This window comes from Bradyrhizobium sp. USDA 4449 (genome assembly GCF_054056275.1).
Genome location: NZ_JBSRYD010000001.1, coordinates 726,036 through 738,200 on the forward strand (window position 1 = coordinate 726,036; position 12,165 = coordinate 738,200).

The 12,165-nt window shown below is 64.6% G+C and carries 14 protein-coding genes; 5 read left to right on the plus strand and 9 right to left on the minus strand.

All coding sequences use genetic code 11. The annotated features are described in order from the left end of the window. Positions 1–53: 53 nt before the first annotated feature. From ACVIIW_RS03395 to fliI, 5 genes are all read right to left on the minus strand, one after another. Positions 54–1,013: an AraC family transcriptional regulator gene (locus tag ACVIIW_RS03395; protein WP_456699447.1), complete on the minus strand. Its 960-nt coding sequence runs from the start codon at positions 1,011–1,013 to the stop codon at positions 54–56. A 168-nt stretch (positions 1,014–1,181) separates the two neighbouring features. Beyond that, entirely contained in the window at positions 1,182–2,234 is a 1,053-nt protein-coding gene (locus ACVIIW_RS03400; RefSeq protein ID WP_456699448.1) for an anti-sigma factor, read from the minus strand. Positions 2,235–2,440: 206 nt separating this feature from the next. Then, on the minus strand, positions 2,441–2,986 hold the full coding sequence (locus ACVIIW_RS03405; RefSeq protein WP_456699449.1) for a sigma-70 family RNA polymerase sigma factor: 546 nt from the start codon (positions 2,984–2,986) through the stop codon (positions 2,441–2,443). A 356-nt stretch (positions 2,987–3,342) separates the two neighbouring features. Next, positions 3,343–3,762 carry a flagellar export protein FliJ gene (gene fliJ / locus ACVIIW_RS03410; RefSeq protein ID WP_092233733.1) on the minus strand — a complete coding sequence of 140 codons (420 nt, stop codon included), beginning with the start codon at positions 3,760–3,762 and terminating at the stop codon, positions 3,343–3,345. Positions 3,763–3,895: 133 nt separating this feature from the next. Further along, complete coding sequence (fliI, locus tag ACVIIW_RS03415; protein ID WP_456699450.1) at positions 3,896–5,221, minus strand: flagellar protein export ATPase FliI; 1,326 nt, start codon at positions 5,219–5,221, stop codon at positions 3,896–3,898. 401 nt (positions 5,222–5,622) lie between these two features. Between fliI and ctrA the strand changes: the two genes are divergently transcribed. The 5 genes from ctrA to ACVIIW_RS03440 all read left to right on the plus strand — a co-directional run bounded on the left by ctrA (position 5,623) and on the right by ACVIIW_RS03440 (position 9,020). After that, on the plus strand, positions 5,623–6,324 hold the full coding sequence (gene ctrA, locus ACVIIW_RS03420) for a response regulator transcription factor CtrA (RefSeq protein ID WP_008138878.1): 702 nt from the start codon (positions 5,623–5,625) through the stop codon (positions 6,322–6,324). Positions 6,325–6,727: 403 nt separating this feature from the next. Further along, entirely contained in the window at positions 6,728–7,132 is a 405-nt protein-coding gene (locus ACVIIW_RS03425) for a DUF350 domain-containing protein (RefSeq protein WP_456699451.1), read from the plus strand. Positions 7,133–7,134: 2 nt separating this feature from the next. Then, positions 7,135–7,554 (plus strand): hypothetical protein, encoded by a 420-nt coding sequence (locus ACVIIW_RS03430; RefSeq protein ID WP_456699452.1) that lies wholly within the window; start codon positions 7,135–7,137, stop codon positions 7,552–7,554. Between the two features lie 62 nt (positions 7,555–7,616). Then, on the plus strand, positions 7,617–7,856 hold the full coding sequence (locus ACVIIW_RS03435) for a hypothetical protein (RefSeq protein ID WP_456699453.1): 240 nt from the start codon (positions 7,617–7,619) through the stop codon (positions 7,854–7,856). Positions 7,857–7,859: 3 nt separating this feature from the next. Further along, positions 7,860–9,020 carry a glutathionylspermidine synthase family protein gene (locus ACVIIW_RS03440; protein WP_456699454.1) on the plus strand — a complete coding sequence of 387 codons (1,161 nt, stop codon included), beginning with the start codon at positions 7,860–7,862 and terminating at the stop codon, positions 9,018–9,020. Positions 9,021–9,078: 58 nt separating this feature from the next. On the opposite strand, the gene ACVIIW_RS03445 is transcribed toward ACVIIW_RS03440, so the two are convergent. The 4 genes from ACVIIW_RS03445 to ACVIIW_RS03460 all read right to left on the minus strand — a co-directional run bounded on the left by ACVIIW_RS03445 (position 9,079) and on the right by ACVIIW_RS03460 (position 12,134). Continuing rightward, complete coding sequence (locus ACVIIW_RS03445; RefSeq protein WP_456699455.1) at positions 9,079–9,951, minus strand: CheR family methyltransferase; 873 nt, start codon at positions 9,949–9,951, stop codon at positions 9,079–9,081. Beyond that, a complete protein-coding gene (locus ACVIIW_RS03450) occupies positions 9,948–11,156 on the minus strand; it encodes a protein-glutamate methylesterase/protein-glutamine glutaminase (protein WP_456699456.1) in 1,209 nt (402 codons plus the stop codon). Before ACVIIW_RS03450 ends, ACVIIW_RS03445 begins: the two co-directional genes overlap by 4 nt. A gap of 74 nt (positions 11,157–11,230) precedes the next feature. Then, the gene (locus ACVIIW_RS03455) at positions 11,231–11,596 is read right to left on the minus strand and encodes a response regulator (protein WP_007600538.1); all 366 of its coding nucleotides are present in this window, start codon (positions 11,594–11,596) and stop codon (positions 11,231–11,233) included. Positions 11,597–11,663: 67 nt separating this feature from the next. Next, positions 11,664–12,134, minus strand: a complete 471-nt coding sequence (locus ACVIIW_RS03460) for a chemotaxis protein CheW (RefSeq protein WP_456699457.1) — start codon at positions 12,132–12,134, stop codon at positions 11,664–11,666. Positions 12,135–12,165 lie beyond the last annotated feature (31 nt).

Below are 12,165 nucleotides of genomic sequence, written 5' to 3' on the forward strand. Positions count from 1 at the left end.
TCACCCCGCTCGACCAAATGCGGCCGCAGCGCCTCAGCACAAGATCGGGAGGCTCACGCCTCGCGCAGCTCCGACGGGGTCGCACCAAAACGCTTGCGGAAAGCGCGGTTGAAATAGGACAGATCGGAAAAGCCCGAGGAATGCGCGATGTCGCTGATCTTGCGCGCTCGCGCGCGGGGATCGCCGAGCAGCTTTCGCGCCTGCAGCAGGCGCTGCTCGAGCACGAATTCGGTGAAGGTGGTGCCCGCCTGCTCGAACAGCCGCTGCGCCTGGCGCGGGCTGAGCCCCGAGCGGGTCGCGACCTCGGACAGGCAGAGATCGTTGCGGCCGAGGGCTGCCATCACGTCGGCGCGCATGAGATCGAGACGGGCCGCCGCATGGCCGCGACCACGCGCGAGCGCCGCATGTTCGGCGTCGGTGCCGAGCAAGAGGCCGACGAGATCGACCATGTGTTGCGCGGTCAGGCGCTGGCCGACCGCGTCGAGATGCGGCGCGTGATGAGCAGCCAGCGCATGATAGCGGAAGATGGTCTCGGCGACGGCGCCGTCGGACAGCACCTGCGACAGCTTCTCTTCGGCGCGCGGATTGATGTCGAGCAGCGCGCGGCGCGGCATTCGGATGGTGGTGAAGCGGTTCTCGTCGGTGTGACCGACGCTGCCGGTGATGCTCATGTCGGCGAGCACCATCTGCGCCGGCGCAAGGTCGACCGTGTGGCCGTTCTGCCTGACGTTGACGAGACCCGCATGCGCCGCGATCAGCACCAGATCGTCGCTGCCGTCGGCGAGGCCGCTCTGGGTGCGCGAATATTGCGCGGAGGTGCCTTCGGGAATGGCGAGCGCGATATTGTCGACCACGCTGACCTGCAGGCGGCAATCGATGCTCTCGCCATGGCTCGGTCCGATCTCGAGGCCACAAGCCCCCAGCGCCCGCTCACGCCAATGTTCGAAGGCCGGGCCCTGCGGCAACCCGGTATATTGGTGGATAAAAATGCCTGGCGACTTGGCTGCATCCATCTGATTTCTAGCCCCTCTCCGGCACCATCATCGGCGGCGCGGACTGCAAATTCCGGGCATTTGACGCCGGGAAATGCATCGAGGTTCAAATCAGGGACGGATTCGGCGGGACTTGTCGGATTGCGACGGCGGAATGGACGGTGGCGACAGTTCGGCACCCTTTTGCCGCTACTTCTTCGCGGGCGCCTGCGGCTGGGACGGCGGCACGGTCTCGATCAGCTTGCCTGAGAATACCGGCGCCGAGGTCGGTTGGCCGTTGGGCGAGCCGCCGGACTGCTCGACGGTGACGGCATAGGTGGCGCCGTTGACAACATCGGCATCATAGCCGGCGAGCAGCGGACGTGCCGTGAACTCGCCGTTGCCGATCACGCCCAGCGAACGCGGGCGCGGCAGCTTGTCGGAGATCAGCCAGAGCTCAAAACTCTTGCCCGGTTCCGGCGTCGCACCGACCTTGCGCACCGTGAAGTTCTTGGTCGCGCCGTCAATGGTGAGGATGAAGGCAGGACCGCCGCTCTGGCCCTGCAACAGGGCGACATATTGCGCAGGCGAGGACAGCGGCGCGGCCGGTGTCCTGACCTCGACCGTCTGGATGCGTGGCGCGGGGCGCAGCGCGCCGGGAAGCGCATCGGGCTGGAGGATCTGAAGCGACAGCGTCACCAGCAGCGCGGCCGCGAGCGCGCCCACGGCGGAGGCGATCGTGCGCCAGCGCTTCACGCGGCGCTGGAGAGAGACCACGTTAGCGTCATCGACGACAGGCGCTGGCGTTACCGGCGCAACATGCGGATCGGGCGCATGGGTCTGCGGCACGAATTGCGGCAGAAAAATCGGAACGGCGTCCGAGCCGGATTCAGGTGGCGCCTGTGGCTGCATTTCAAGCGGCGGAGCATCCGGCGAGGAAGGTTCCGGGGATGAGACTTGCGGCGAAGCGGGCTCCGGCGGTGGCGGAAGCGCCTCAGGCAGCACCGGCGGTGTCCCGGTCGAATCCTGCGACGACACCGACAGCGCGATCTCGCGCCTGATGTTCTCCCACACGATCGGCCGCGGCTCGATCGTGCCAACCATCTGGTTGAGGACGCCGAGCCTGTATTCCCAGCTCTGCACGACGGCCGCGAACTCCGGATCCACCGCCATCATGGTGGCGACCTGCGCGCGCTCGTCGACATCGAGTGTGCCGAGCGCATATTCCGCGGCGAGCGCGATATGGTCCTCGCTGTAAGCCATCACTTTCCTTCACCTCTCCCGTGAGGAGAGGTCGATCTGCGCCTGATGAGGCGAAACATCGTCGCGCACAAATCGGGTGACGGGTTCAGGTCCGATGAAAGAGCGCAACACCTCACCCGGATTGCATCTTGCGATGCAATCCGATTTCTCCCTACGGGAGAGGTGAAGCAAGAACGCCGCGACAGCCTAGACACTCTCATCATCCTCTAAAGTCCGAGGCACTCCCGGATATCCAAAATGCTGCGGCGCAGCCACGTCTTCACCGTGTTGACTGGCGCTGCGAATTTCTCCGCCAATTGCTCGCGGCTCCAGCCGTTATAGTACGCGAGAAGCACCAGCCGCTGACGGTCCGGCTCGAGCCGGCCGATACATTCCAGGAGCCGCTTCAATTCCTCGGACATCTCCCGGCGCGCCAGGGGATCGGGACTGTCGGCGGCAACTTCCATCGCCTGCGGCTGCTCCTCGATGGAGGCTTCCGTCTTCCTGCGCACGATATCGATGGCGCGGTTGCGCGCGATCGACGCCATCCACGTGATCGGCGACGACAGCGTCGGGTTGAACTGGCCGGCGCTGTTCCAGATCTTGACGTAGGTCTCCTGAATGACCTCCTCTGCGAGATCCTGTCGGCGCAAGATACGGTTGACGACGCCATAGAGTTTCGCGCGCGTGGCGCCATAGAGGCGCTCGAACGCCGCCTGATCGCGCTTCGCCACCGCCTCAATCAGCTCGACCAGCTCTGCTGGCGTCAGCATTCAGCCCCCTAATCTTGCCCCCTCTCCCGCCTGCGGGGAGGGGTTAGGGTGAGGGGGAGTCTCCGCAAGGGAGGTTGCAGAGGATTCGCGGAGAGTCCCACTCACCCGGATCGCATCCGGCGATGCGACATAGCCGAAGCTTCTGCTTCGGCGCCCTTTACCACTAACACGGCCGCCGGAAGGCGGCCTACTCCTCTCCCCGCAAGCGGGGCGAGGCGAACCATCCGCTACCATAGCGCGCGGCCGAGCCCGTCACCAAGGGGCGGCGCGGCACGCTGTGGACAGCGCACGCAAAAACCCGGACCTTGCGGGTCCGGGCTCGCAAATTCGCTCGTGCTTTTGACCGCCGGCTGCCTTTAGGCGACAGCGCCGATGCGGGAGCGCATCAAACCGATGCTGTCGAGATCCGCCTGCTCGCGGGCATTTTCCTCGGCGCGCTCGCGGGCCTGGTCGCGTTCGTCCAGCAACTCGACCTTCTTCAGCTCCTCGAAGGCTTCGCCGAGCGCGGCCTTGGCTTCCTCGAGCTGGCCCCTGAGCTCGTCGGCCGAGCGGGTCAGGTTCTCGCGGCGCTGGATGGCGGCCTTGGCATAGGTCGGATAGGCGAAATGCGCGGGGTCATTGATCCCGGCGCGGTCCTGCTCGGTCTGGATCTCGCGATCAAGATCGATCGACATGCGCTGGAAGTCGGCGATCATGGACTCGATCTGGGCGACCCGGCGGCGCTTCTCGTCGACCTGAAACTTCTTCAGGCGGATGAGGGTATCACGTGACTTCATCGACTCGTACTCCCCAGAAGTCCCTTGGCTGCAAGACACACACACATTGGGACGGCACCGGTCTGCCCACAGGCCCCATAATGGCCAAGACCGGTTCTGCTACTCTGTGGGATCGGATGATGACGGGACAAAGTTAGCGTTCCGTTTCCAAATTACCGAGGATTTGCGCCAATTGGCGGTAGCCATCGGCCAATGACGCATTTTCGTCCTTGCGCTGGCGCAGGAAGGCTTCGAGCGGCTCGTGCAGCCGGATCGCCTCGTCGACCTCGGGGCTGGAGCCGGCGCGGTAGGCGCCGAGCCGGATCAGCTCCTCCATGTCAGCGTAAGTCGCCATCACTGCCCGCGCCTTCTGGATGACAGGCCAGAACTGCGGATCCGCCGATTTCGGCATGGTGCGCGACACGGATTTGAGGATGTTGATGGCGGGGTAGCGGCCGCGCTCGGCGATCGAGCGCTGCATCACGATGTGGCCGTCGAGGATGCCGCGAACCGCATCCGCGATCGGCTCGTTATGATCGTCGCCGTCGACCAGCACCGTGAAGATCGCGGTGATGGCGCCTTCGCCGAGGCCCGGACCGGCGCGCTCCAAAAGCTTCGGCAACTCGGTGAAGACGGTCGGCGTGTAGCCCTTGGCGGTCGGCGGCTCGCCGGCGGACAACCCGATCTCGCGCTGGGCCATGGCGAAGCGCGTCACCGAGTCCATCAGGCAGAGCACGTCCTGGCCCTCGTCGCGAAAATATTCGGCCACCGCGAGCGTCAGATACGCCGCCTGCCGCCGCATCAGGGCCGGCTCGTCAGAGGTCGCGACCACGACGACGGAGCGCGCAAGCCCCTCCTCGCCCAAATCGTCCTGCAAGAACTCCTGCACCTCGCGGCCGCGTTCGCCGATCAGTCCGATGACGCTGACCGCCGCATCGACGTTGCGTGCGAGCATCGAGAGCAGCACCGACTTGCCGACGCCGGAGCCTGCGAAGATGCCCATGCGCTGCCCGCGGCAGCAGGTGAGAAAGGTGTTCATGGCGCGCACGCCGAGATCCAGCGGCGCGCCGACACGCTTGCGCGAATGCGCCGGCGGCGGCGCATTCCGATACGGCATCGGCGAGGCGCCTTGCGGCAACGGGCCCTTGCCGTCGATCGGCTCGCCCAACGCATTGACGACGCGGCCGAGCCAGGCCGACGACGGACGCACCTGATTGGCGGCGTTGGCGATCACCGCCTTGCACCCGCGACGCACGCCGTCGAGGCCGGCGAAGGGCATCACGACAGCATTGTTGCCGGAGAAGCCGATCACCTCGCAGGGAATGGACCGGTTGGCGCCGGTCTCGATCACGAGCCGCGCGCCGACCGACATCGCGTGAATGGGTCCGGCCACCTCGACCATCAGGCCGCGAACGCCGACCACGCGGCCATAGATGTTGACGCCGTCGATATCGCCGATCTGTTCGGCCAAAGCCTTCATGGGGCGCGCGCTTTCATCATCCGGGCTTTCACGGCAAAACCCTTAAATTTCGCCATATTTCTGAACGGCGCTTAACTTCGTGTTTACCCGCATCATTAATCATTGCGTCACTGTCTTTGTGACTGAGCGTGGCTCCCCTTCAGAAGAAGGCTGAGTCGCGGGAGTCGGTTAGACCCGACTCTTAAAGTGGAACTTGAACGGAGTCGGATAACGAAAGCTGCTTCACGCGCAAGACCTTAGGGCGATTCGACAAAAATTGCACCGGGGGGACTTGCGTTCCAGAATCAGGATTTGTTAACCATCTGTTGTCAGGATCCGAATCAGTTGTTCAAAGGCGTTTTGTTGAGTGCCGCGAATGCGGCCGACCTGACGCCCAGGAGCGGCGACTATGGGGAACTGGCATGCGCGTTTTGCTGATTGAAGATGACAGCGCCGTCGCGCAGTCGATCGAGCTGATGCTGAAGTCTGAGAGCTTCAACGTCTACACGACCGATTTGGGGGAAGAAGGCGTCGATCTCGGTAAATTATACGATTACGACATTATCCTTCTCGACCTCAACCTGCCCGACATGTCCGGATACGACGTGCTCAAGCAGCTTCGGGTCTCCAAGATCAAGACACCGATCCTGATCCTCTCCGGCCTCGCCGGCATCGAGGACAAGGTCAAGGGTCTCGGCGTCGGCGCCGACGACTACATGACGAAGCCCTTCCATAAAGACGAGCTGGTTGCCCGCATCCACGCGATCGTGCGCCGCTCCAAGGGACACGCCCAGTCGGTCATCCAGACCGGCGACCTCGTGGTCAACCTCGACACCAAGACGGTCGAAGTCGGTGGCCAGCGCGTGCATCTGACCGGCAAGGAATATCAGATGCTGGAGCTGCTTTCGCTCCGCAAGGGCACCACCCTCACGAAGGAAATGTTCCTCAACCACCTCTACGGCGGCATGGACGAGCCCGAGCTGAAGATCATCGACGTCTTCATCTGCAAGCTCCGCAAGAAGCTCGCCAACGCATCCGAGGGCCGCAACTTCATCGAGACCGTGTGGGGCCGCGGCTACGTGCTGCGCGAGCCGCACGAGCACGAAGAGCGCATTCCCGCCTGATCTCTGGGTTTACGTCGCGCGCCCCAGTCGGGCTCGCTCCTCCCAGCCTGGACCCCGCCGCAAATGGCGGGGTTTGTTTTTTGGTCACGTCCTGCACGGGGCAGCACCGGTGTGGCGAGGCGGCCGGCCGGACCGGGCAGCGCGCTGCCCCTCCCGCAGTCATCCGATCATCGCAAAGCCGATGATGAATCCGAATACCGAGGGTTGGAAGCACGAAGGAGACTACGAAACGCCGTCCAGAAACGCCGCACGATATCGAGACGCATTTCATGTGGCCCGACAATTTGTGCAGTGCGCCGCGCGCGCCGGGCAGCCAGGTTGTTTCTGGGGATCGAACCTATCGGCCCGGTGCAGCGACCAAGCGATCGTGCCAGAATTCGCAGGCGCCAGATTTGGACCTCCCATGATCCTGCAATCGCTCGCCGGCCTGCCCGCCTTCCTGGTCTATTTCTGCACGGGGCTGATTGCGATAGTGGCATATCTGTTCGTGTACACGCGGATCACACCGCACAACGAGTTCCAGCTGATCCGCGACAACGATCCTGCCGCGGCGATTGCGCTCGGCCTGAGCCTGCTCGGCTTCGTGGCGCCGCTGTTCAGCGCGATCGCGCACTCCGTCAACGTGCTGGACTGCCTGGTCTGGGCTGCAATCGCCCTGATCGTGCAGGTCGCCGTATTCTACATCGTCAAGATCCCGGTGCCGAACCTGTCGGGCCGGATCGCCGCGGGTGAGCTCGCGCCCGCCATCTGGCTCGGCCTGTCCTCGCTTGCTGCCGGCCTCCTGAACGCCGCCTGCATGATCTACTGACCATGCCCGCGAAGCCTCCTCCCAAGGATTTCGGCAAGCGCAGGCCGGCGGCATTAGCGTCGGCACCGCGGGAGCCGGTGAAGCGCTCCGGCCACGTCGCCCTGCTGGTGATGGGGACGATCGCGGTCGGCGCCAGCGCCTACACGCTGATGCCGCGGCGGAGTTGCGATCCCATGCCGGCCGGAACGACACCGCCCGGGGTGACAGCGCCTGGCGCGGCCGCGGCAACACCAACGGTGACCGATTGCAGCAGCAGCGGCCATGGCTCGTCGGGAAGCTCGCACTGGTCGTCGCGGTCCGGCTTCTCCAGCACCGACTCCCCGAGTCATTCCTCGTCCGGCGGCTCGTCCGATGGAGGTTCCGGCGGCGTCACGCGCGGCGGCTTCGGATCGTTCGCGCATGCTTTCTCGGGCGGCAGTTGACACGCGAGGTTTTGAACAACACCGCGCGCCGGTCTGGTTTAAGACGCGCGGGAGGACGCACCATGAAACGCTCGCGAAGGGTCATGCTCACGCTGATGGGAAGCGCCGCGGTCAGCGCCATCTCGACGGGATTCACCAGGCGCGAGCGTCCCTGCGGCTCCGGGCTCGAAGCCGTGCCCGGTATCGACGGCAAGCCGTATTGCCGGCCGAGCCATGGCGGCTTCGGCGGCACGCTGCACCGCATGCACGGTAGCAATCATGGTCAAGGTCATGGTGGCCACGGCGGGCACGGTGGCGGCTGACACATGCAACGCATCATTTGTCCCGAGCGCGACGACTGGCAACAGACGGCCGAGCAATGCGGCTTCGCCTTCCACACGATCGATGGCGAGCGCTATTGGGACGAGCGCGCCTATTACGCCTTCACGCTCGATGAGATCGAACGCTCGATCGAAACCCCGACCGGCGAGATCGATGCGATGTGCCTGGAGCTCGCCGGCCGGGTGATCGGCAACGAGCAGCACTTGCGGCGCTTGAAGATTCCGGACGCGTTCTGGGATCTCATCTCCGAGAGCTGGGAGCGCGACGACCGCAGCCTGTATGGCCGTCTCGATCTTAGCTTTGACGGTCAAACTCCGGCAAAGCTGCTCGAATACAACGCGGATACGCCGACCTCGATCTTCGAGGCCGCGGTGTTTCAATGGACCTGGCTCGAGCAGGCGATCGAGCGGCGCATCATCCCTGCGCGCGCCGACCAGTTCAACTCGATCCACGAGCGGCTGATCGCTGCGTGGAAGGAAGTTGCCGCGACCACGCATCTGCACCTCACCGGCACCACCGCCAACGAGGAAGACGCCGGCACGCTTGCTTACCTCGAAGACACCGCGCGTCAGGCAGGCCTGTCGACGACGCTGCTCGACATCGAAGAGATCGGCTGGCGTGACGACGTCGGCGGCTTCGTCGATCTCGATAACAACGCCATGAAGCTGGTTTTCAAGCTGTATCCCTGGGAATGGATGTTCCACGACGCTTTCGGCGCAAAGCTTAGCGGCGCGCCGACACGCTGGATCGAACCTCCGTGGAAGGCGGTGCTCTCCAACAAGGGCATCCTGCCGCTGCTCTGGGAGATGTTTCCGAACCATCCCAATCTGCTGCCGTCCTTCTTCGAGGACGACCCGCGCGCCGCGGAGCTCGGCAGCTCCTACGTCCGCAAGCCGCTGCTGTCGCGCGAGGGCGCCAACGTCACACTGGTCTCGGCTGGAATGTCCCTCGACGAGCACGCCGGCCCCTACGGCGCCGAAGGTTTCGTGCGCCAGGCGCTGTCGCCGCTGCCGAACTTTTCGGGTGTCTATCCGGTGATCGGAAGCTGGCTCGTGAACCACGAGCCGTGCGGGCTTTCGATCCGCGAAGACGGGAGCCCGATCACGGGCAACGGCTCGCGCTTTCTGCCGCACGCGATCTTGTGAGCGATGCGTCATTCCGGGCTTCGCACTTGGGCGCGGCCCCGGAATGACGGGGAGATGATTACCGCGCCGCGGCGACCTTCAATGGCTGCGGCATCAGCCCACCCATCGGACGGCCGGAGCGCGCGGGATTGAGCTGGTAGAGACCACGGCGGTCGGACGCGGGGCGGAACGCGTCGGTGATCCCGACCACGGACTCGGCAGCGCCCAACAGCAGCGTGCCGTCGGCTTCCAGGCCCTTCGCCATGCGTTCAAAGATCATGGCCTTGGTGTCCTGATCGAAATAGATCAGCACGTTGCGGCAGAAGATCACGTCGAACGTGCCGAGATGCGAGAAGTCCTGCAACAGATTGAGCTGGCGGAACTGCACCATCGACCGGACATCGGCATTAAGCTGCCAGACGTCGCTGCTTTGCGTGAAGTATTTCATCAGGAGCTGGATCGGCAGGCCGCGTTGCACCTCGAACTGGCTGTAGATGCCAGTCTTGCACTTCTCCAGCACGTCTTGCGACAAATCGGTGGCAACGATCTCGATGCGCCAGCCGGCGAGTGCTGCGCCCATCTCCTTCAGGCACATCGCGATCGAATAGGGCTCCTGCCCGGTCGACGACGCCGCCGACCAGATGCGCAAGCTTTTGCGTGCCGCGCGGGCCTTGATCAGGCCAGGCACGATGCTGTCGCGCAGATGATCGAACGGGATCCTGTCACGGAAGAAGAACGTCTCGTTCGTGGTCATGGCCTCGACCACGTCGGTCGCAAGCCTTCCGTCGCCGTTCCTGATCTTCAGCACGAGATCGGAGATTCCGGGCAAGCTCGCCTTGCGGGCCAGCGGCAACAGCCTGCTCTCGACCAGATATTGCTTGTCGGGCGAGAGATCGAGGCCGGAGCGTTCCTTCAGGAACTTGCGCAGATAATCGTAGTCAGCGGGCGTCACGAGCGGTCTCCCGCGAACAGGCGGTTGACCTTGGCGCCGATCTGGTTGAGCGGCAGGATCGCCGCGCAGATGCCGGCATGGGCAGCCGCACCCGGCATGCCCCAGACCACGCTGGACGCTTCATCCTGCGCGATCACGTTGCCGCCGGCGGCGACGATGTCCTTGCCGCCGCGCATGCCGTCCGAGCCCATGCCCGTCAGGATTACGGAGAGGATGTTGCCGTGCCAGACATCGACGGCGGACGTGAAGAGCGGATCGACCGCGGGCTTGCAGAAATTGACGGCGGGACCGTCGTCGAGCGCGATCGCGGCGTCCGCGCCGCTGCGCACGACGCGCATATGCTTGCCACCAGGCGCGAGATAGATGCGACCCGGCTTGACCTGCTCGCCGTCAACAGCCTCGGCTGCAGGCTTACGGCTCGTACGTGCCAGATGTTCGGCGAGAATGGTGGTGAAGGTCGGCGGCATGTGCTGGGTAATCAGCACCGGGTAACGGTCGATCACCGGGCCGAGCTCGGCGACTAGCGCCATCAGCGCCTGCGGGCCGCCGGTCGAGGAGCCGATCAACAGCACCTTCGGCGTCTGGGTCGAGAACGGACGCGTTGTCACCGTGCCTGAGAACAGGGCATGCGGGGCGGCCGGAGACGATGCGGGCGCCGCAGCAGGCCGCGCGACGGCAGGTGGACGTGCAATCGGTACAGCAGAGCTCGCCGGCGCCAGCGGCGGGCTCGCCACGGCCGGCTTCCGACGCAGCCGTGCGCCGAGGTGACGTATCTTCTGGATCAGGTCGTGATGGAAGATATCGGCGGCGGAGGTCTCGCGGGTCGATTCCGGCTTCGGAATATAGTCGGCCGCGCCGAGCGACAGCGCCTTGAAGCTGATCTCCGCGTTGCGGCGGGTCAGCGTCGAGGCCATGATGATGACGAGATCGCGCTTCTTCGCGAGCAGCTGCGGCAGCGCCGAGAGGCCGTCCAGCTCGGGCATTTCGATGTCGAGCACGGCAACGTCAGGATTGATGCGTTCGATCTGGTTGACCGCTTCGAGCCCGGTGCGCAGCGAGGCCGCGACCTCCATGTCGTGCTCGGCGCCGATCCAGCGCGAGATGAGGCCACGGATGACGACGGAGTCGTCGACGACCATCACCCGCAGCGGTCCCGCTTCGCGCGACGGGCCCGTGGTCGAATTACCTGCGAACGCAACACTCATTACTCACCAACTCAGACTGAAACGGTTCAGTTGAAGACAATCGCCGAAGGAGCCGTCCAGCCTCCGGCGTTCGCTCAGATAAGGCCGACTTCCTGGAACTTCGCCGTGACGATGTCCTTGTCGAACGGTTTCATGATGTACTCGTTGGCACCCGCATGCAGCGCGCGCGCGATATGCGCGACGTCGTTTTCGGTGGTGCAGAACACCACCTTGGGCTGGTCGCCGCCGGGCATCCGACGCAGATGGCCGAGGAACTCATAGCCGTCCATGACCGGCATGTTCCAGTCGAGCAGTACGGCATCGGGCAACCCGCGCTTGCAGGCCTCCAGCGCCTTCTCACCATCCTCGGCTTCGAGAATCTGGAAGTCGAGGCCTTCCAGGATCCGGCGCGCAACCTTGCGGATGACGCTGGAATCATCAACGACGAGACACGTTCGCATGTGAACCTCCTGTCCCCTTGGCGGGGGCATTTCCAATTGCTTGGCGGTCGGCGGCAACGCCGCCGTATCAGGCCGCCATCATCTCGGGCGCGAGCTCGAGCACGCGATCGACGTCGAGGACGACCATGAGCTGTCCGTCGAGCCGGTGAACGCCGCCGGCGAGCTTGGCCATGCGGGGGTCGAGGTTGACCGGGTTCTCTTCCTTGCCATCCTCGGGCAGGCGCAGCACCTCGCCGATCTGATCGATCAGGAGGCCATAGGATTCGCCGCGCAGGTCGACACCGACCGCCATCGGCGTCTTGCCGTCCTCGTCCCTGGGCAGGCCGAGACGGGCGCGCATGTCGATGACGGTGACGATGCGGCCGCGCAGGTTCAGAACCCCTGCGATCTCGTGCGAGGACAGGGGAACGCGGGTGACGCGCTCCGGCATGAACACGTCCTGGACGCGCGAGATCGGCAGGCCGAACAGCTGGCCGCCGATCATCGCGGTGACGTATTCGACCATGGCGCCTTCGCCGATCTGGGTCTTCTTGCTCATACCGTCTCCCCTGGTCCCTCGCCGCTCTCTG